The organism is Pseudomonas sp. S3_B11, assembly GCF_054667715.1.
Genome location: NZ_CP162749.1, coordinates 5,689,181 through 5,709,384, shown reverse-complemented (window position 1 = coordinate 5,709,384; position 20,204 = coordinate 5,689,181). Strand labels below are relative to the sequence as shown.

13 protein-coding genes are annotated in these 20,204 nt (G+C 63.7%); 10 read left to right on the top strand and 3 right to left on the bottom strand.

Features of this window, described 5'->3' with window-relative positions; genetic code table 11:
• The first annotated feature begins 2 nt into the window (after positions 1 to 2).
• The 5 genes from AB4O22_RS25580 (at position 3) to AB4O22_RS25560 (ending at position 7,379) form a co-directional block, all read left to right on the top strand.
• The gene (locus tag AB4O22_RS25580) at positions 3 to 2,438 is read left to right on the top strand and encodes an alpha/beta fold hydrolase (protein WP_460097425.1); all 2,436 of its coding nucleotides are present in this window, start codon (positions 3 to 5) and stop codon (positions 2,436 to 2,438) included.
• A gap of 243 nt (positions 2,439 to 2,681) precedes the next feature.
• Entirely contained in the window at positions 2,682 to 3,458 is a 777-nt protein-coding gene (locus AB4O22_RS25575; RefSeq protein ID WP_460097423.1) for an efflux RND transporter periplasmic adaptor subunit, read from the top strand.
• Complete coding sequence (locus tag AB4O22_RS25570; RefSeq protein WP_038858911.1) at positions 3,455 to 4,774, top strand: efflux RND transporter periplasmic adaptor subunit; 1,320 nt, start codon at positions 3,455 to 3,457, stop codon at positions 4,772 to 4,774. The genes AB4O22_RS25575 and AB4O22_RS25570 overlap by 4 nt, the downstream gene beginning before the upstream one ends.
• A gap of 1 nt (position 4,775) precedes the next feature.
• Complete coding sequence (locus AB4O22_RS25565) at positions 4,776 to 6,872, top strand: biotin/lipoyl-binding protein (protein WP_460097421.1); 2,097 nt, start codon at positions 4,776 to 4,778, stop codon at positions 6,870 to 6,872.
• Positions 6,873 to 6,887: 15 nt separating this feature from the next.
• Positions 6,888 to 7,379 carry a GNAT family N-acetyltransferase gene (locus AB4O22_RS25560; RefSeq protein WP_460097420.1) on the top strand — a complete coding sequence of 164 codons (492 nt, stop codon included), beginning with the start codon at positions 6,888 to 6,890 and terminating at the stop codon, positions 7,377 to 7,379.
• A 176-nt stretch (positions 7,380 to 7,555) separates the two neighbouring features.
• Here the strand turns inward: AB4O22_RS25560 and AB4O22_RS25555 are convergent, their stop codons facing one another.
• Together AB4O22_RS25555 and AB4O22_RS25550 are read right to left on the bottom strand one after the other, a co-directional pair.
• Entirely contained in the window at positions 7,556 to 7,867 is a 312-nt protein-coding gene (locus AB4O22_RS25555) for a DUF6916 family protein (protein ID WP_027912157.1), read from the bottom strand.
• A 46-nt stretch (positions 7,868 to 7,913) separates the two neighbouring features.
• Positions 7,914 to 8,501, bottom strand: coding sequence for a phage tail protein (locus tag AB4O22_RS25550; RefSeq protein ID WP_460097418.1), 588 nt, complete (start codon positions 8,499 to 8,501; stop codon positions 7,914 to 7,916).
• Positions 8,502 to 8,808: 307 nt separating this feature from the next.
• Here AB4O22_RS25550 and AB4O22_RS25545 point away from each other — a divergent pair, with 307 nt between their 5' ends.
• Genes AB4O22_RS25545 through AB4O22_RS25525 form a run of 5 tightly spaced genes read left to right on the top strand, consistent with a single transcriptional unit; the run spans position 8,809 to position 19,321 of the window.
• A complete protein-coding gene (locus AB4O22_RS25545) occupies positions 8,809 to 9,654 on the top strand; it encodes a sulfotransferase family protein (RefSeq protein WP_223472749.1) in 846 nt (281 codons plus the stop codon).
• 52 nt (positions 9,655 to 9,706) lie between these two features.
• Positions 9,707 to 16,027 (top strand): Ig-like domain-containing protein, encoded by a 6,321-nt coding sequence (locus tag AB4O22_RS25540; RefSeq protein WP_460097417.1) that lies wholly within the window; start codon positions 9,707 to 9,709, stop codon positions 16,025 to 16,027.
• Positions 16,028 to 16,067: 40 nt separating this feature from the next.
• On the top strand, positions 16,068 to 17,582 hold the full coding sequence (locus tag AB4O22_RS25535; RefSeq protein WP_460097416.1) for a TolC family protein: 1,515 nt from the start codon (positions 16,068 to 16,070) through the stop codon (positions 17,580 to 17,582).
• 12 nt (positions 17,583 to 17,594) lie between these two features.
• Positions 17,595 to 18,380, top strand: a complete 786-nt coding sequence (locus AB4O22_RS25530) for an aspartyl/asparaginyl beta-hydroxylase domain-containing protein (protein WP_460097415.1) — start codon at positions 17,595 to 17,597, stop codon at positions 18,378 to 18,380.
• On the top strand, positions 18,368 to 19,321 hold the full coding sequence (locus AB4O22_RS25525; protein WP_223471188.1) for a sulfotransferase: 954 nt from the start codon (positions 18,368 to 18,370) through the stop codon (positions 19,319 to 19,321). Before AB4O22_RS25530 ends, AB4O22_RS25525 begins: the two co-directional genes overlap by 13 nt.
• A 120-nt stretch (positions 19,322 to 19,441) precedes the next feature.
• Here the strand turns inward: AB4O22_RS25525 and AB4O22_RS25520 are convergent, their stop codons facing one another.
• Entirely contained in the window at positions 19,442 to 20,203 is a 762-nt protein-coding gene (locus AB4O22_RS25520; protein ID WP_003196596.1) for a slipin family protein, read from the bottom strand.
• Position 20,204 lies beyond the last annotated feature (1 nt).

Below are 20,204 nucleotides of genomic sequence, written 5' to 3'. Positions count from 1 at the left end.
CCATGAGCAAGCCCCGGATGTACCTGCTGGCCGGCAACGGAAGCGCCGCCGATTGGTGGGACGATGCGTTGCCGCACTTTCAACAACACGACGTGGTGCCGCTGGAGCTGCCAGGCTTTGGCAGCAATCCTCAGGCTCCCTGCGAAGACCTGACGGCCTATGCCCAAGCGTTGCTGGCGGCAACGGACAAGGGCAGCGCGATCATGGCGGTCGGGGTCAATGCTTTGCTGGTGCTGCACGCCTTGCAACGTCAGCCGGGGCATTTTTGTCGCAGTGTGTTGCTGGCGCCGGTGGGTGCTTTTTTGTGGCAACGACGGCTGCCGGCGTTGATGTCGCCGCTGCCGATTCGCAAGACCATTCACTGGCTGCTGGCGAACAAACCGACGTTGTTTGCCCACAAGTTTTCCAGCCAGTCCTGGACGCCCGCGCAGTACCAGCGCATGGGCGCCGGCTATGCTCGCTGCCGCGCCTTTGTGCCGCACTGGGACTTGGTGCGTGCCGACACCGCCTTGCCATTGCTGGAGTGGATAACCGACCCGGTCGAACTGGTGTGGGGCGATCAGGACAAGGTGCTGGGCGTCGCGCAGGCGGCGGCCTGGTCGGCCATTCTCGCCCGTGCCGATCTGACCATCAGCCTGAAACCCGGCTGGGGGCATTACCCGTGGATCGATTCACCCGCTGAATTCGCGGCGTGGCTGGAATCCGGAGAACGTGGTTTCGTCGCACATACCAAGGGTGGCCGCTTGTGTCTGGCGGCGTTGGCTGGGCAGCCGGTGCCTGCGGCGCTGTCGCTCAACGATTGTGATGATCCGCGCTTGCCAAACTTTCTGGAGAGCCTGCCGGACGCTATCTGGGCAGTGCGTTCCTCCAGTTACGGGGAGGATCAGGCCGATGCGGCCAATGCCGGCTTGAGCACCACGTTCCTGCGCGAGCCGACGCACAACGTGCCGGCGCGCATTGCCGAGTTGAGTGCGGCAGGTGTCGAGGAAGTGGTGGTGCAGCGCTTCATCACGCCACGGCTGTCCGGCATCGCATTTGTGCGTCACCTGTCCGTTGAATTGGAATGGGTCGAAGGGCATCTGGAATCGTTGGCCGATGGCAAGGTGAGCCCGGAGCGGGCGATCATTTCCCGTCTTGGTGCGGCGTGGAACAGCGATACATTCAAGCCAGTCCATGGCCTGACCGCAGACCTGCTGTGGCGTTTCCTGCAAGGCGTGCTGCGGGTCTTCCACTACGTACCCGGCGATGTTGAATGGGCCTGGGATGGCACGCAACTCTGGCTGCTGCAGTACCGACCGATCAGCGACTATGGCTGGCGCCGCCACCTGACCGCCGCCAATATCGCCGAGATCCTGCCGCCACAACCCAGCGTGTTGGTGGAGTACGCCCAGCGCCGGGCGGCGGTGAGCATTCCGGCGATCATGGCGCGTTGGGATCCGCGGGTTCTGCAAGACAACGAGCCTTTTACGGCGGTGTTTGGTGGCGCTTCGTATATCAACAACGACCTGTTTCTCGCCCGGCTGGCCGACTGGGGCATCAGCGCCAGCAGCTACGCCGGCGAGGTCGGCGGCGCGACTCCGTACCTGCCTTGGCGGCCGCTGCGTCTGCTGCGTTCGCTGCGGTTGTTCCTGCGCATGCAACGCATTGCCCGCGGGCATTTGCTGACGCTGGAAAACGGCTTGCGACGTTTTGACCGAGAGCTGCAGAAACTGACCGCACAAGGCGTAGACGGCCAGCAACTGGCCGACTGGTTTACCCGTTTCTATGTGTTCGTGGTGCAAGGCAACCTGTGCATCGCCAGTGCCTTGGCCAGCGGTGGCGGCGACTGGCTGGGCCGGCCGCCGACCGCCTATGACAATCTTGAACACAGCCCGCATCGGCTGCCCTGGGAAACCGATCCAGCGACGCCACGCCCGGCACCGACCGAACTGCCGTTGCAGACCTTCCCACAATGGCCCCTGACGATTCGCCTGGCCCATTCGACCGGTCTGCCAGGCTTGCGCGGTTACTACTTGCAGGTGCGCGAATGGTATCGCGACAACCTGATGCGGATTTTCTTTCGCTTGCATCACGCCATGCCGACGGTGGACCGGGCGCATTGGTTCGCGCCGCACCCGGACATCCGCAGCCGCGACGGCAGCTTCTGGCAGGACGGTCGTGAAGGCACCGAGCAGGCGAGTGGGTTCTTGATCTACCCAGGGCAGGCCCAAGGTATTTTGGGCCAGGACATCCTGCTGGAAGACACCCTCGACCCCGGCCGCCACGCCCACTATCAAAGCTCCCGTGCCGTGATCGCGCGCATGGGCGGACGCTTGTCCCACGGCTCGACGTTGCTGCGTGAATTGCGCAAACCTTCGGCGGTATTGCCTCAGGTGGATGTGGGGTGGTTGGGGCGTGAGGTGGTGTATTGCGATGGGGTGTTGAGGTTGGTGGAGTAGGCAGCTCGATGTCTGCCAACCACATAACCTGTGGCGAGGGGATTTATCCCCGTTAGGCTGCGTAGCAGCCTCGAAACCTGACGCCTCGGTACTTCAGGGAGATTGAATACATGCTTGGAACTGCTGCGCAGTCCAGCGGGGATAAATCCCCTCGCCACAGAGATTTCCCTCTCTTCACGGTTACTCCCTTGACGCCCCCTACCGCTGTCGTAGACTCCGCCCATCCGTCAGGGAGTAACGGTCATGCGACGTTTAAGTAGTTGGGTTGTGGGATTGACCTTTGTAGCGTGCGGTGTCCAGGCGCAAACGCCTGTAGCAGACGATCCATTGCTTGAGAGCAATGCTTCGGCCAGTGCGTCTGGCAACGAGGCTCGAGGGGTGCTTCGGGCGCGGGATCAGGCGGTGCTGGCCAGCGAGTTGGCCGGGCGTATCGTCGAGTTGCCGTTCAGTGAGGGCGAGTCGTTCAAGAAGGGCGACACCCTGGCGCGTTTCGATTGCTCGGCCTATCAGGCCCAGCTCAATGCGGCCCAGGCGGCCAGCCGTGGCGCCAGTGAGGAACTGGCGCATAACCGGCAATTGGCGGAATTGAAATCCGTCGGGCGTTTCGAGGTGTCGCGGGCCGAGGCCCGGCTCAGCGAGACCCAGGCGCAGTCCCAGGTGTACCAGGTCCAGGTCAAGCGCTGCAGCGTGATCGCACCCTTCGATGGTCAGGTGGTGGCACGCAAGGTCCAGCGTTATGAAAGCGTCGCGGCCGGCGCGCCGTTGCTGGATGTGGTCGACAACCGCACACTGGAGATCCATTTGCTGGTGCCTTCACGCTGGATGGACAGGCTCAAGCCCGGTCAGCCCTTCACGTTTATCCCCGATGAAACCGGCAAGCCGTTGCAAGCGACGGTCAAGCGCCTGGGCGCGCGCATCGATGAGGGCAGCCAGACCCTGCTGCTGGTGGCGAACGTGCCGGATGCCCGCGGCCTGCTGTCGGGCATGAGCGGCACGGCGCGTTTCGCGGAGCCCAAGTGAACGCGCCGATATCGGGCAGCGCCGAGCAGGTGTTTGCCCGCTTCCTCGACCTGGAGCGCCATACGCGGGCCGCGCGTACTCCGGCGCAATTGAGCTACAGCCTGGTCAACGACGGCCAGGCCCTGTTCGGGTTTCGCCACGCCGCGTTATTGATCGCCGGCAAGGTCCAGGCGGTGACCGGCGTCAGCACCGTGGAGCCGAATGCGCCGTTCGTGGCGTTTGTCGAGCAGGCCGTGGCGCAGTTGTTCAAACAGGGGGTGCTGAAGCAGGCCCGGGTGATTGCCGCCGATGGGGTAAGCGAATCCGTTCGGGAAGACTGGCGAAGCTTGTCGGCCGGACAAGTGTTCTGGCTGCCGTTGATCGATCATCAGGCCCAGGTGTTCGGTGGTTTGTGGCTGGCCCGCGACCTGCCTTGGACCCCGCCTGAACAAGTACTGCTGTCGCAACTGGGCGACACCTACAGCCATGCGTGGCTGGCGCTGCAACCGCGCAAGCCGTGGCGCCTGCGCTGGACTCGCAAGCGCCAGGTCGCCCTGGTGGCGGTGTTGTTGCTGGGCTTGCTGATCCCTGTGCGCCAGTCCGTGTTGGCCCCGGCCGAAGTGGTGCCGCTGGGCGGGCAGGTGGTGGCGGCGCCGTTGGATGGGGTGATCGCCGAGTTCCTGGTCAAGCCTAACCAGGCCGTCAAGAACGGTGACCTGCTGCTGCGTTTCGAAAGCACCAGCCTCAAGGCCCAGGCCGATGTGGCCGAGCGTGCGTTGGGCGTGGCCGAGGCAGAACTCAAGGCCAATTCCCAGCGCTCGTTTGCCGACGCGGAATCGAGTTCGAAGATCGACCTGCTGGCCGCCCGAGTCGAACAGAAACGCGCCGAGCGCAACTACGCGCTTGAACTGCTCAAGCGCAGCGAAGTACGCGCCGAGCGCGACGGCATCGCGGTGTTCGCCGACGCCGAGCGCTGGCTCGGCAAGCCTGTGCAGACTGGCGAGCGGCTGATGGAGATCGCCGATCCGAACCAGGCCGAGTTGCGTATTGAATTGGCGGTGGGCGACGCGATTGCCCTGGAACCCGGTGCGCAAGTGGCGTTGTTTCTCGACAGCGACCCGTTGCAGCGGCACCTGGCCTGGCTCGAGCGCTCGGCGTATGAAGCGCAGCCTACCGCCGCCGGGCAACTGGCGTATCGGTTGGATGCGCGTTTCGATGCTCAAGCGCCGCGTATCGGCCTGCGAGGTACGGCGAAGGTCTTCGGCGACCGTGCTCCGCTGGCGTTGTACCTGTTGCGTAGACCACTGGCCGGCCTGCGCCAGAGCGTAGGCCTGTAGCATGGAGCTGCCGAGCCTGCGGCCGGACCTGCAACTGTCCCCGGCGGCGCCGGACCCGGACGGTTCGCCGCAGTGGACCTTGGCCGATCCGGTGCGCGGGCGCTATTTCAAGCTTGGCGCGGCGGCGATGCGCATGTTGCGACACTGGTCCCTGGGTGATCCGGAGCAGGTGCTGCAAGCCGCGAACCGCGAGCCAGGCCTGCCACTCAATGGTGAATCGCTGGAGCAGTTGCTGGGTTTCTTGCGCGGCCATGATCTGATCAGCGCGATGGACGCGCAACAGCGCGACAGTTATCTGTTCAAGACCGCCGCGCAGCGCCAGAGCCTGTGGCAGATCCTGCTGCATCAATACCTGTTTTTTCGCATTCCGCTGTGGCGCCCGGACGCTTTTCTCAATCGTGCCTGGCCCTGGTTGGCGCGGTTCGGCCCCGGGATCCTGCGCTATGGTCTGCCGCTGACCCTGGGTGCCGGCATTTTCCTGGTGTCGCGGGACTGGCAGCGATTCATCGCGACGTTTCCGCACCTGTTCAGCCTGGGCGGTGCGCTGGCGTTCGGGACGGCGTTGCTCTTCGCCAAGCTGTGCCACGAATTCGGCCATGCCTTCATGGCCAAGCGCGCGGGCTGTCGTGTGCAAAGCATGGGTGTGGCATTCATGGTGCTGTTGCCGATGTTCTACACCGACGTCAGCGACGCCTGGCGGATCAATGATCGCCGCGCGCGGTTGCTGATCGGTGCCGGCGGAGTCCTGGCCGAGCTGGTGCTGGCGTGCATCGCGTTGCTGGCCTGGTCGCTGCTGCCCGACGGGCCGGCGCGCACCGCGGCGTTCATGCTGGCCAGCGCCACCTGGATCACCACGCTGGTCATCAACCTGAACCCCTTCATGCGCTTCGACGGGTATTTCCTGCTCAGTGATTTCTGGGCGGTGGATAACCTTCAGGGTCGTGCATTCGCCCTGTGCCGCTGGCGCCTGCGTGAAGCCTTGTTCGGTTATGGCGCGGCGGCGCCGGAACCCTGGTCGCCGAAGATGCGGCGCCGTTTGCTGGTGTGGGGCTATGGCTCCTGGTTGTGGCGGGCGTTGTTGTTTTTCGGGATTGCCCTGGCGGTCTATCACCTGTTCTTCAAGGTGCTGGGCATTTTTCTGATGATGGTGGAATTGGTGTGGTTCATTTTTATGCCCATCGTGAATGAATGGCGGCAATGGTGGAGTCGCCGTGAGCAGGCCCATGGTGTTCGGGTGCTCCTGAGCAGCCTGGTGGTGCTGGCTTTGCTGTTGGTGCTGTTGCTGCCCTGGCGCAACGCGGTGGAAGTGCCGGCCATGCTCGAGGCCGGGCGTGCCAGTGCCTTGCACGCGCCGGTGGCGGCGCGGGTCAAGCAGGTGAATGTGCGCGACGGCCAGACTGTGGCCCAGGGCGATGTGTTGATTGAGCTGGAGTCGCCGGACATGGCGTCGCGCCTGACCATCGTGCGCCGGGAAATCGAGATCCAGCAGTTGCAGATGCGCCGTCAGGCCGGGCGCAGCGAAACCGCTGCCGATGCCGGCATCATCGAACAGCGATTGGCCGAAGCGGTGGCCGAATACCGGGGCCTGATCGCCCAGCGTGAACGCCTGTTGCTGCGCGCTCCCCATGCCGGCCAGGTGCGCGACTTGTTGCCGCAACTGTCGGTAGGGCGCTGGTTGTCGCCTACGCAGGCGCTGGCGCGGGTGGTGCAGACCGATTCGCGATTGCGCGGGTACTTGACCGAAGCCGAGCTTTGGCGGGTCGAGCCGGGTGCCACGGGGCGGTTCATTGCGGACGATCCGATGCACACCTCCATTGCCGTGCAACTGAATGAAATCGACACCAACGGCGTGGCCTGGGTCGAACAGCAGGCGTTGACCTCCGACCATCACGGACCGATTGCGGTGCGCCGCGACTCGCAGCAACGGGCCGAGCCGGTGCAGGCGCAATACGGCGTGCGCCTGAGTGCGGTGGGCGATACCTCTGCCCCGGTACAACCGCTGCGTGGGGTGGCGGTGTTGCAGGGCAAGGGCGAGTCGGTGTTGGGAGCGGCCTGGCGTCGGTTGGCGGCGTTGGGTGTCAGGGAAAGCGGGTTCTAGATCTAGGGAGTGAGCATGGATTCAGTGGCGGCAGAGGGATTGGTGGTGCGTCCATCGCGGGTCGGCGATGGTCCGTTCTTGCAGGGCCTGTACCAGGCGGCGCGACCGGACCTGCAGTGGATCGACGGTGAGCACGAACAAGTGCAACAGGTGATTGCCCAGCAGTTCCAGGTGCAAGAGCAAGGGTTGGGCGAGAACTTCCCCAATGCCATGCATTACGTCGTGGAAAAGCTCGGCACCGCCATCGGTGCCTTGAGCACGGATTTCGGCCCCAATGAAATTCGCGTGCTGTACCTGGCCTTCATCCCCCAGGCGCGTGGGCAAGGTTATGGCCGGACGGTGCTGCAAGGGGTGCAGAAAGCCGCGCAACAGATCCGTTGCCCGGTGGCGACCGTGGTCTGGACCAGCAATCCCCACGCCCGTCGGCACTACCTGGCCCTGGGCTTCGAAGTACAAGAGCGCAGCCCGGCGGCGGAGCGGTTGGTCTGGTATCCGAAAGGCAACTGACCCAATCTTGCAGACACCATAAATCCCTGTGGGAGCGGGCTGTGTGGGCGCAAGGCTTGCCCGCGATGAAAACGCCGCGGTCTTTCGAGGACCGCAGCGCCCGGATCGCAAGCAAGCCTTGCTCCCACACAGCCCGCTCCGACAATAGGTTTGTTTTGAACTCGGGTTTTGTGTGATCAGTTAAACGCGATGTAGAAATACCCCAGCGCTGGATCCCGTCCCATGGGTGGCATCCGTGACACGAATACCCCCTCGATCTTGCCCAGTTCCGGCACTTCCAGCTCGCAGAGGCCGTCCACGAACGCCGTACTTTCCAGGCTGTTGAGTTCCACACTGAAGGGCATGCGCTCGGTGTTCGGCAGCTTTGCCCGAGGTGTTTCTTCGAGGGTTTCGAAGCGCACCGGCAGGCGACTGCCGTCGGGCAGGGTCAGGCTGCCGGTCTGGCCCAGCAGCGGTTGGAAATGGCGGCTATGAACCTGTTGCAGCATGTCGACACTCCAAAAGGCCGGAGGACCGCAGCCCTCCGGCGATTCATCAGTTACGGGACGGGAAGAGGCCATTCAGCGCAACGCTGAAGTTGATCGCCAGGAACGGGTTCATTATCTCCATTGGCAAACCGTTGCCCGTGGCGGAAATCGTGCCGTTAACGGTGGTGGTCACCCCCTGCAACGGCACCGGCGAGGCGCCTATCTTGTCGGAATAGATCGCCGCCGAGCCTGGCCCGGTGCCTGAGGTGCCAATGAACGAGTTGGTGGCCGTTGGGGTATTCACCGGGTTGCTGGCCGGGTTGGCCAGTTGCAGGGTGGTCGAAGCGCTGATGCCGGCGAGCGTGTGGGTGTGGTTGGGCAGGTTGTTGATCGTTGCTGTGACGTTTTCGGTGCCAGAAACTTCGCCGATGACCCGCGGAGTCAGGCCCAGGCCGTTGCCTTGCCCCAAGGCCAGGCGGCCTTGCAAGTTGGGCAGCATGAAGTTGGTGCTGCCGTTGCCTCCGTAGTACGTGCCGAGCAGGGAGAACAACGCCTGGTATTGGGAGATACCGAGTGTCTGCCCATTGCACAGCGCCCAGCCATTGGGCGCGAAGTTAAAGGCGAATGACTGGATAGTGCCCATAAATACTTCCATAGATTCCTCATCCCTTCAGATTGTTGGTATGGCTACGCCGGCAGGGTCTGGGGGGAGGAGAAGTGCGATCAGCCCTACTCCTTGATCCCTGGCCTGGTCACGCACGGCTGAGCGTAGACCGGGATGTTTGATTCTGCCGAACGAAGCAGGCGGAAAAATGTCGCGACACGGCTTAATCGATTCAGGTTCCCGAGCGTCTCTACCGTCCATCTTCTTTTATGGCTCGGGATGAATCTGATATCAAAGTACTACTAGGCGAAGATTGTTTCCTCGGCTACGCTTCGGCTACAAAGGGACTACAAACAAGGTGAATGGATTGCCGCAGTTTCACTTCATTTCCGGTCTACCGCGCTCAGGCTCGACCCTGCTTTCTGCCATTCTGTTGCAGAACCCGCGCTTTCATGCCGGCATGACCAGTCCCGTCGGTACGCTGTTCAGCAGCGTCCTGCAGCAATGCAGCGCCGGCAGCGAGTTCGGTTCGGTGATCGACACCGACTTGCGCCGCCGCCTGCTGCGCGGTCTTTTCGATTCCTACTACGCCGACAAATCCGACAAGCCGGTCATCTTCGATACGAACCGCCAGTGGTGTGCCCGCTTGCCTGCCCTGCAAGATCTGTTTCCCCAAGCCAAGACCATCGCCTGTGTGCGCAACGTCGCCTGGGTGCTCGACAGCCTGGAGCGGCTCTACCGCGCCAATCCGTTCGAAAACACCAAGCTGTTCAACGACGATGACGAGCGCAACACCGTCTACAGCCGCTGCGAAACCCTGGCCCAGCGCAACCGCCTGGTGGGGTTCGCCTGGACGGCGCTCAAAGAGGCCTATTACGGTGAGAACGCCGAGTCGCTGCTGATCGTTGATTACGATTTGTTGAGCCAGGCCCCGGAGCGGGTGATGCGCCTGGTGTACGAGTTCATCGGCGAACCCTGGTTCGAGCACGATTTCAATCACTTGACCTACGACGCACCGGCCTTCGACCAGGCACTGGGCGTTGCCGGCCTGCACAAGGTCAAGCCCAAGGTCGCGCCGCAAGCCCGGCGGACCTTGCTGCCGCCGGATCTGTTTGAAAAGTATGCCGAGTTGTCGTTCTGGCGCGATGGGTCCGCAAGCGCCGCCAATGTCATTCGTATGAAAACCGACGCCGCGATCAGCTGATTGCGGTTTTTTTCATTTGCGTGTTCAAGAAGTTCGAGTCCAGGTGATCGTCATGTGGTGGAGCAAAGGCAAATCGCGGGTAACCGAGGGCGCACAGGCCCTGGCATCGCCAATGATCATGTCCCTGGAGCCGCGAATGCTATTCGACGGCGCGGTGGCGGCAACCGTGGCCGACGCTGCTCAACCGGATGCGCATCCGACGGCCGAGGCGGCGGAGACGCCCACGGCGGACCAGCCGGCCGACACCCATGCGCCCCAGGGCCAGGTCGATGCCACCGTGGCTGCCGTGCCGGGCAAGTCTGTGGTGTTCGTCGATTCCCGGGTCAAGGATTCCGCCAGCCTGCTCGAAGGCGTGGCGCCCGGTACCCAGGTCGTGCAACTGGATGCCAGCAAGGACGGCCTGCAACAGATCGCCGATTACCTGGACACCCACCAGGGCATCAGCTCGGTGCAGATCATCGCCCACGGTAACGCCGGTGATTTGTGGCTGGGCGACAGCTACCTGTCGGCGGATAACGTCCAGGCCCGCAGCGAAGTGCTCGCGCAGATCGGCCAGGACATGAACGCCGGTGGCGATATCCTGATCTATGGCTGCTACACCGCCGAAGGCGAGCGTGGCTTGAGCCTGGTCGATTCATTGGCGCAGTTGACCGGCCGCGACGTGGCGGCGTCCAACGACCGCACCGGCCTGGGTGGCGACTGGGACCTGGAAATCGCCACCGGCAATATCGAAAGCGCCAACGTGCTGTCGGCCAATGCCATGAGCGAGTACCAGTGGGGCCTGGCCACCTGGACCGCTACCAACAACCTCAATACCGGCGTGGGCTCCCTGCGCGCCGCCCTGGCTTCCGCGCAGAACGGCGATATCGTCACGTTCAACACCAGCATGACCGTCGGGCTGACCTCGGTGCTGGTGGTCAGCAAGAACGTCACCATTGACGGCGATCTCAACAATGACAACGTGGCCGACGTGACCCTGGACGGGCAATACCGCACCCAGATCATCAACGTCACGTCTGGCACCACCGCCACCCTCGATGGCCTGGTCATTACCCGGGGCATGGTGGCAGGCAACGGTGGTAACGGCGGCGACGATGCCCTGGTGTCCCAGGGCGGCGGCATCTACAACGCCGGCACCTTGACCCTGCGCAACGTCACGGTCACCGCGAACGCCGCTTCAGGCGGTGGTGGCGGCGGCGGTGTGACGCCCCAGTACGCCGGTGGCGGCGGTGGTGGCGGTGGCGCGATCACCGGCGGTACCGGCGGCAAGGGTGGCGACACGCTCAACTCCACGGGCTCCAACGGCACGGCCGGACAGGGCGGCGCCGGTGGCGGATTCTTCAACATTGGCGGGCGTGGCGGTTCCACCACGGGTGGCGCGGGCGGTGCGGCGTATCCGGGCTACAGCACCGGCTCGGCTGGTGGCACGGCTTCCAGCGGTGGCTTGTCCATCGGCGGTGGCGGCGGCGGCGACGGGTATGACAACTTCGGCGGCGACGGCGGCGGTGCGGTGGGGGGCATCTACAACGATACCGGTGCAACCCTGCGGATCATCGGCAACTCGACCATTTCCAACAACGTCGGCGCCGGCGGTGGCGGTGGTGGCGGCGGGGCTGGCGGTAGCTATCTCCAGGCGGGTGGTGCGGGTGGTGTCGGTGTCGGCGCCATCTGGAACAAAGGCTCGATCCTGATCACCGCCGCCAACTTCGCTGCCCTGGCCGGCAACGTCGGCGGCAGCGGCGTGGGTGGGACAAGCGCTGGCAGCGCTGGCGTTTCGCCGGCGTCGGTGGCCAACGTCTACGGGGATGGCGGCACCATCAACACCAACTATGTGCCGGACGAGACGCCGCCCACCGCGACCGTCGTGGTGGCCAATACCAACCTGAACTCCGGTGGTACGTCGACGGTGACCATCACCTTTTCCGAAGCCGTCACCGGCCTTACCGCAGCGGACCTGACGGTGCAGAACGGCAGCGTCGGCACCTTGACCAGTGGCGACGGTGGCATCACCTGGACTGGTACGTTGACCGCGGCCAGCAACATCGCCGACACCACCAACATCATCACCCTGAACAACACCGGCGTCGCCGACCTGGCCGGTAATGCCGGGGTGGGCACCACCGACTCGAACAACTACATCGTCAACGACACCGTGGCGCCCACGGCGTCCATCGTGGTGAGCGACACCGCCCTCAGGATTGGCGAGACCTCCACGGTCACCATCACCTTCTCCGAGGCCGTCTCCGGTTTCACCACGGCTGACATGACTGTCGCCAACGGCTCGCTCAGCGGCCTGAGCACCAGCGACGGTGGCATCACCTGGACGGCCACCCTGACACCGGACGCTGCGATTACTGACGCTTCCAATCTGGTGGTCCTGAACAATACCGGTATTGCAGACCTGAATGGCAACGCCGGTGTCGGCACCACCAGCTCCAACAACTATGCTGTCGACACCGTTCGCCCGACCGCCACCATCGTGGTGGCCGACACCGCGTTGAGTGTCGGCGAAACTTCGCTGGTGACCATCACGTTCAGCGAGGCGGTGAGTGGTTTCACTACCGCCGACCTGACGGTTGCCAATGGCTCGGTCACCGGCCTGAGCAGCAGCGACGGTGGTATCACCTGGACCGGGACGCTCACACCAAGTGCCAGCGTCAGCGACACCACCAACCTGATCACCCTGGATAACACCGGCATTGCCGACCTGTCCGGGAACGCCGGCAGCGGGACCACCGACTCCAACAACTACGCCATCGACACCGCACGCCCGACCGCCACCATCGTGGTGGCCGATACTGCGCTGAACATCGGCGAAACATCGCTGGTGACGATTACCTTCAGCGAGGCGGTGACCGGTTTCACCCTGGCTGACCTCACCGTTGCCAATGGCTCATTGAGCGGCCTGAGCAGCAGCGACGGCGGCGTCACCTGGACCGCGACGCTCACCCCGAGCGCCAGCACCAGCGATGCCACCAACCTGATCATCCTGGCCAATACCGGTGTGGCGGACGCGGCGGGCAACACCGGCAGCGGCACCACCAGTTCCAACAACTATGCCGTCGACACCCAGCGTCCGACCGCGACTATCGTCGTGGCCGACAACGCCTTGAGCGTCGGCGAAACCTCGCTGGTGACCATCACCTTCAACGAAGCGGTGACAGGCTTTACCACCGCCGACCTGACGGTCGCCAACGGTACGATCACCGGCCTGAGCAGCGGCGACGGCGGCATCACCTGGACCGGCACGCTCACGCCAAGTGCCAGCGTCAGCGACACCACCAACCTGGTCACCCTGGATAACACCGGCATTACGGACTCAGCCGGCAACGCTGGCAGCGGGACCACCGATTCCAACAACTACGCCATCGACACCGTGCGTCCGACCGCCACCATCGTGGTCGCCGACACGGCCATCGCCGTTGGCGAAACATCGCTGGTGACGATCACCTTCAGCGAGCCCGTGACGGGTTTCACCCTGGCGGACCTGACCGTCGCCAACGGCAGCCTGAGCGGCCTGAGCACCAGCGACAACATCACTTACACCGCGACCTTCACGCCGAGCGCTGGCATCAGCGATACCACCAACCTGATCACGCTCAATAACACGGGCGTGGTGGACGGTGCGGGCAACGTCGGCAGCGGTACCACCGACTCCAACAACTACGTCGTCGACACGCTGCGCCCGACCGCCACCATCGTGGTCGCCGATACGGCGCTGAGCGTTGGCGAAACGTCGCTGGTCACCATCACCTTCTCCGAAGCGGTGACCGGTTTCGACAATTCGGACCTGAGCGTGGCCAACGGCACGTTGAGTGCCGTCAGTAGCAGTGATGGCGGCATCACCTGGACCGCCACCTTCACGCCAGCCCTCGGGGTCAGCGACACGTCCAACCTCATTGTCCTGAACAACACCGGCGTCAGCGATGCGGCGGGCAACACCGGTACCGGCACCACCAACTCCAACAACTACCAGGTCGACACCAACGTGCCCACGGCGACCATCGTGATTGCCGATACCACATTGAGCATCGGCGAGACGACGTTGGTCACCGTGACGTTCAACTCGGCGGTCAGCGGGTTCGACAACGCGGACTTGACCGTCAGCAACGGTACGCTCAGCACCATGAGCAGCACCGATGGCGGCGTCACCTGGACGGCCACCTTCACACCGAGCGCGAGTATTTCCGATACCAGCAACGTGATCACCCTGGATAACACCGGATTGATCAACGGCGCGGGCAACGCCGGTGTGGGCACCACCGACTCCAACAACTACGCCGTCGATACGGTGCGTCCAACCGCGACCATCGTCGTGGCCGACACCGCCATTGCCGCTGGCGAGACCTCGCTGGTGACCATCACCTTCAACGAGGCCGTGACGGCATTCACCAGTGCTGACCTGACGGTCGCCAACGGCGTGATCTCCGGGCTGAGCAGCAGCGATGGCGGCATCACCTGGACTGCGACCTTCACGCCGACCAGTGGCGTCACGGACACCAGCAACGTCATCTCGCTCAACAGTGGCGGCATCGTCGACTTGGCAGGCAACGTCAATGTCGGTACCACCGACTCCAACAACTACGCCGTCGATACAGTGCGCCCAACCGCCACTATCGTGCTGAGCGATTCGGTGTTGAAACCGGGTGAAACCGCGCAGGTGACCATCACCTTCAGCGAGGCGGTGACCGGTTTCAGCAACGCTGACCTGAGCGTTGCCAACGGCACCCTGAGTGCCGTCAGCAGCAGCGATGGCGGCCTGACCTGGACCGCAACCTTCATGCCGACCCTGGGCGTGACCGATGCCAGCAACCTGATCATCCTGGACAATACTGGCGTGAGCGACGCAGCTGGAAACACCGGGACCGGTACTACAGATTCGGCCAACTATGCGGTCGAGACGCAGGTGCCGACGGCCACGATCGTGGTGGCCGACAGTGCGCTGCGGGTAGGAGAAACCTCGCAGGTCACCATTACGTTCTCGGAAGCGGTGAGCGGTTTCGACAACAGCGACCTGACCATCAGCAACGGCACGCTCAGCAATGTGTCGTCCACCGACGGCGGCGTCACCTGGACGGCCACGTTCACGCCGAGCGCCAGCATCACCGACACCAGCAACCTGATCAGCCTGGACACCAGCGGCGTGGTCAACGCCTCGGGCAACAGCGGTGTCGGCGTGGTGGACTCCAACAACTACGCAATCGACACGGTTCGCCCTGGCGCCACCATCACCGTGGGCGATACCACCCTGGGCATCGGCCAGAGCACCACCGTGACTATCAGTTTCACCGAGGCGGTGTCCGGTTTCGACTTGTCGGATCTCAGTGTCGCCAATGGCGTGTTGTCCAACCTTGCCAGTAGTGACGGTGGCCTGACCTGGACCGCGACCCTGACACCTGCTGCTGGTGTCAACGATGCCACCAATCTGATCTTGCTCGACGCCAGCAATGTGCAGGACCTGGCCGGCAACTCCGGCGTGGGCATCGCGATTTCCGCCAACTACGCACTCGACGCCACCCGGCCGACGGCAACCATCGTGGTCGCCGACCCGAACCTGACAGTGGGCGAGACGACCCAGGTGACCTTCACCTTCAGCGAAGCGGTGACGGATTTTGACCTGTCGGACCTCAGCGTCACCAACGGTGAACTGACCAACCTGATCACCAGCGATGGTGGCAGGACCTGGACCGCGACGTTCACACCGACGGTGAACCTCACCGACCCGAGCAATTTCATTGCCCTGGACACCAGCAACGTCAGCGACCTGACGGGCAACGCCGGGGCCAGCGTGGCGGTATCCAACAACTATGCGATCGACACTGTGGTGCCCAACGATGTGAAGCCGCCACCGGAGTTCCTGACCGCCGACCCGGTCACGGTTATCCCGCCTTCCGAGGTGCCGTTGCAACCGATCGTCTTTACCCCGCCGACCGGCAACCTCGGTTCGCCGCTGGGCTTCCCGCCGCTGTTCGAGCAACGGGACGTGGGCGGTGGCCTGCGGCCGATCGGGGATATTTTCATCAACCATGGTGCGCTTGCGCCGAGCTATATCGCCCAGGTCTTCAGCACTGACGCCGCCGGCGACGGTAGCGGCCAGGGGTTCCTGGGCTTTGGTGGTGGTGATGGCGGGGTGTTCGGCACCAGCACGCTGTCGACCCTGTTCAACCAGGACTCCGGCTCCGAGGGCGAATCAATGGACGCCTTCGACAGCCAGTCGATGCAGGGCGGCGATGTTTCCCAAGGGCTGCGCGGGACGTTCGGGGCGCCGACCCTGGGTCAGCAACTGCAACACCTCAAGGACACTGAACAGCGTCAGGTCGGCAGCCTGGCGAGCGCGTTACAACAGGTCGGCATCAGCCAAGTGCAGGCCTGAATTCTAAAAAATATTGGGGCAGCCAGGGGCAATCCAGGGAATGAATAGAAGTCAGAAGTTATTCGGTATGAGTTTGCTGGCGTTGGTGGTGAGTGGTTGTGCGGTCACCAGCGATCCGATCGAGCGTAGCGTCAGCGAACAGCGCGCTCGAACCGACCTGCAGAATATGTACAAGGATCAGGAGCCGCTCAGCGGCCCGCTGACCCTGCACCAGGCCATGGCCCGGGCAGTGAAGTACAACCTCGAAGGCCGCTTGAAGATCATGGAGGAAGCCCTGGCCAAGCGTCAGTTGGACCTGGCCAGTTTCGACATGCTGCCGCGCATGGCCCTGGACGCCGGTTATGTGGGCCGCAACAACGTCAACGCCTCCAGCAGCCAGAGCGTGGAAACCGGCACCCAGTCCCTGGAGCCGTCGACCTCCCAGGACCGCGACCGCGAGGTGGCGGACCTGACCATGGTCTGGAACGTGCTCGATTTCGGCGTCAGCTACATGAGCGCCAAGCAGGCCGGGGACCAGCGCCTGATCGTGCAGGAGCGCCGGCGCAAGGTGATCAACACCATCGTCCAGGACGTGCGTTCAGCCTACTGGCGCGCCATGGCCGCCGAGCGCCTGCTCAAGCAGATCGACAGCCTGATGGCCCGGGTCGAGACGGCGCGGGACAATAGCCAGAGCATGAGCGAACAGCGCATTGGCGACCCGGTGCAGGCCCTGGGCTACCAGCGCTCGCTGATCCAGGCTACTCGCCAGCTCGAAGAGCAGCGTCGGGCGCTGTCCCTGGCCAAGACCGAACTGGCGACCCTGATCAACTTGCCCTTGGGCACCGAGCTGACCCTGGCGACCCAGGATGAATACGCTATCCCGGAACTCAAGGTCGACCTGGCCCGTCTCGAACAGGAAGCCCTGGCCAGCCGTCCGGAACTGCGCGAGCAGGATTACCAGACCCGCATCACCGCCGCCGAAACCCGCAAGGCCATGCTGCGCCTGCTGCCGGGGCTGGAGTTTTCCGCCGGCGGGCATTACGACAGCAACTCGTTCCTGGTGGAACAGGGCTGGGCCGACTATGGCGTGAAAGTCACCTGGAACCTGTTCAACGTGATTTCCGCCCCGGCGGCCATCGACGTGGCCAAGGCCGGTGAAGAAGTGGCGTCGGCGCGGCGCCAGGCGATGTCGATTGCCGTGTTGGCGCAGTTGTACGTGGCCAATGCCAACTATCGCGAAGCGCTGCGCCAGTTCAAGACCAGCCAGCAACTGGCGGACATCGACGGGCAGATTGTCGGTCAACTGCGCAACCGTCACGAGGCTGCCGGCATTGGCGAGCTGGATCTGATCCAGGGTGAACTGAACACCCTGCAGGCCGACCTGCGCCGGGACCTGGCCTACGCCGACCTGCGCAACGCTTATGGGCAGATCTTCGCCAGCGCCGGTCTGGACCCGCTGCCAAACGAAGTGCAATCGACCGCAGTCCAGTCGATTGCCTCGGCGCTGGCTAATCGTGAAGCAGCCTGGGCCCAAGGCGACATCACGGTGCCGACGACGGCCGCGGTGACTCAATAACCGGGCGCTGGCATGACGCGCCCGGCGTTTTCCCGGCTGCCGGTGGAGGTGAACCTGCCGTTGCTGTTGCAGGCACTGGCCGCCGTTGAAGACGAGCGCTGGCAGGGGCATTTCAACAGTGCCTATTACAGTGGCGATTGGAGCGGGGTGGCGCTGATCTCGGCGGCGGATGCCGTCACCGAGCTGTCGCCCGGGCGCGGTCAGCCCCTGCACCGCGCGCCTTGGTCAACGGATGGCCGTTGGCATGAGGCGTTGCGCGACTGGCCCCTGGAGATCGTCTCGGCCCGGCTGCTGCGGCTCGGGCCCGGCGGGTGCATCCACGAACATCGCGACTATGACCTGGACGGGCCGGACGCCGACCTGCGCCTGCACGTGCCGCTGCTCAGCTCGCCTGGCGTGGACTTCTTCCTGAATGGGCAAATCATTCCGATGACGGCGGGCGAGTGCTGGTTCCTCGACCTGGCGCGACCTCATCGAGTTGTGAATCGAAGCGCTCATTCGCGGGTTCACCTGGTGCTCGATTGTCGTCCTGGGCCTTGGCTGGCACAGCAGATTGCCGATGGGCTGCCCACCACACCCGCTGTGGGCGTCGGGCCAAGCGACTTTGTCCTTTTTCGGCAGCGTGTAGAAACGGATCCTCATCTCGCCCGAACCTTGCAGAACCTGCATGAGCCGGAAGCTTTCATTGACTCCGCGCTGGCGCTGGGGGCCGAACGAGGGCTTCATTTCACCCGGGAGGAGTTGCGGGCTGCGATGCGCACCGGTCGCCAGCAGTGGAGAGACCAATGGAAGACCTGAATCTGCATGGCTGGTTGCCGATCCGCGTATGGCAAGAGGCCGGGCAGTGGCGGGTCGATTGGTGCTGGTTCGGCGACGCGCGACTGTCGCAGCCATTCTTCGGCGACGCCGTGGAAGACGCCCTGCGCTTGCCCTTCAACCAGGCGTTCCGCCGCCAGACACCCTTGGACGTGTTCGGTCAGTGGCAACGACAAAGCCCGGGCCTGGCGCCCAGTGCGTTCATTTTCCATGCCTCCCGCTGCGGCTCGACCTTGATCAGCCAGATGCTTGCCCAATTGGACGATCACATCGTCATCTCGGAACCACCGCCTCTGGATACGTTGCTGCGCAGTGATCTGTCGTCTGCCGAGCAGTGCGTGGCGCTCAAGGGCTTGATGTCCGCCTATGGGCAGCGCCGCCGAGGCGTGGAGCAACGCCTGGTGGTCAAACTCGACGCCTGGAACATCGGTGAGCTGGCGCTGTTGCGTGAGTGTTTCCCCGACACGCCCTGGCTGTTCCTGTACCGCGACCCCTTGGAAATCGCCGTCTCCCACCTGCGGCGTCCCGGCATGCACATGGTGCCGGGAATGATCGGGGCAACGGTCCTGGACGATGGATTGCCGTTCGGCAGCCCGGAAGATTTCATCTCGCGTCGGGTGGGACGGTTGTTGGCGACGGGTTTGGAACACTGTCAGGTATTTGGCGCAATGGCGGTCAACTACACCGAACTGCCCGAGGCGATGACGGGCAGGCTGGCGGCGTTTTTCCGGCTCGATGATGAGCAATGCGGGCAAGTGTTCGCAGCGGTCGGACAGCACGCCAAGCAGCCGGCGCAAGCGTTTGTAGGCGATAGCGAGGACAAGCGCCGGGAGGCTTCGGCGTTGTTGCGTGAGCGGGTCATGCGCTGGGCGCAGGGGCCCTATGAAGCTCTCGAAACATTGCGCTATGGCGAGGGGTTCTAGGGAAACGCCGCACTTCCCCATTGTGGGAGCAAAGCTTGCTCGCGAAACAGGCGCCTCGATTTCTGAAAGACCGCATCGCCGCCATCGCGGGCCAGCCTTGCTCCCACAGTGGGCAATGCATCAAGCCTTGTTGGGCGACAACTCCGCCATCCCCTTGAGCAATTCAATCGGCAAGGGGAAGACGATGGTGGAGCTTTTATCCCCGGCGATCGAGCCCAGCGTCTGCATGTAGCGCAACTGCATGGCGCCCGGCTGGCGGCCGAGCATTTCGGCGGCCTGCATGAGTTTTTCCGAGGCTTGAAGCTCGCCTTCGGCGTGGATCACCTTGGCCCGGCGTTCCCGCTCGGCCTCGGCTTGGCGGGCGATGGCGCGGATCATCGATTCGTTGAGGTCCACGTGCTTGATCTCGACGTTCGCCACCTTGATGCCCCAGGCGTCGGTCTGGGCGTCGAGCACTTGCTGGATGTCGCCGTTCAATTGCTCGCGCTCGGCCAGCAATTGGTCCAGGTCATGCTTGCCGAGGACCGCGCGCAAGGTGGTCTGGGCCAGTTGGCTGGTGGCCATGAGGAAGTTTTCGACCTGAATGATGGCTTTCTGCGGATCGAGCACGCGGAAATACAGCACCGCGTTGACCTTCACCGAGACGTTGTCGCGGGTGATCACGTCCTGGGGCGGCACGTCGAGGACAATGGTGCGCAGGTCGACGCGGATCATCTGCTGCACCACTGGAATCAGCAGGATCAACCCCGGCCCCTTGACCTGCCAGAACCGTCCGAGCTGGAACACCACTGCCCGTTCATATTCACGCAGGATCCGGAATGTCGAAGCCGCCAACGCGATCAACAGCAACAACAGCATCGTAAAACCGATTTGCATACCCATC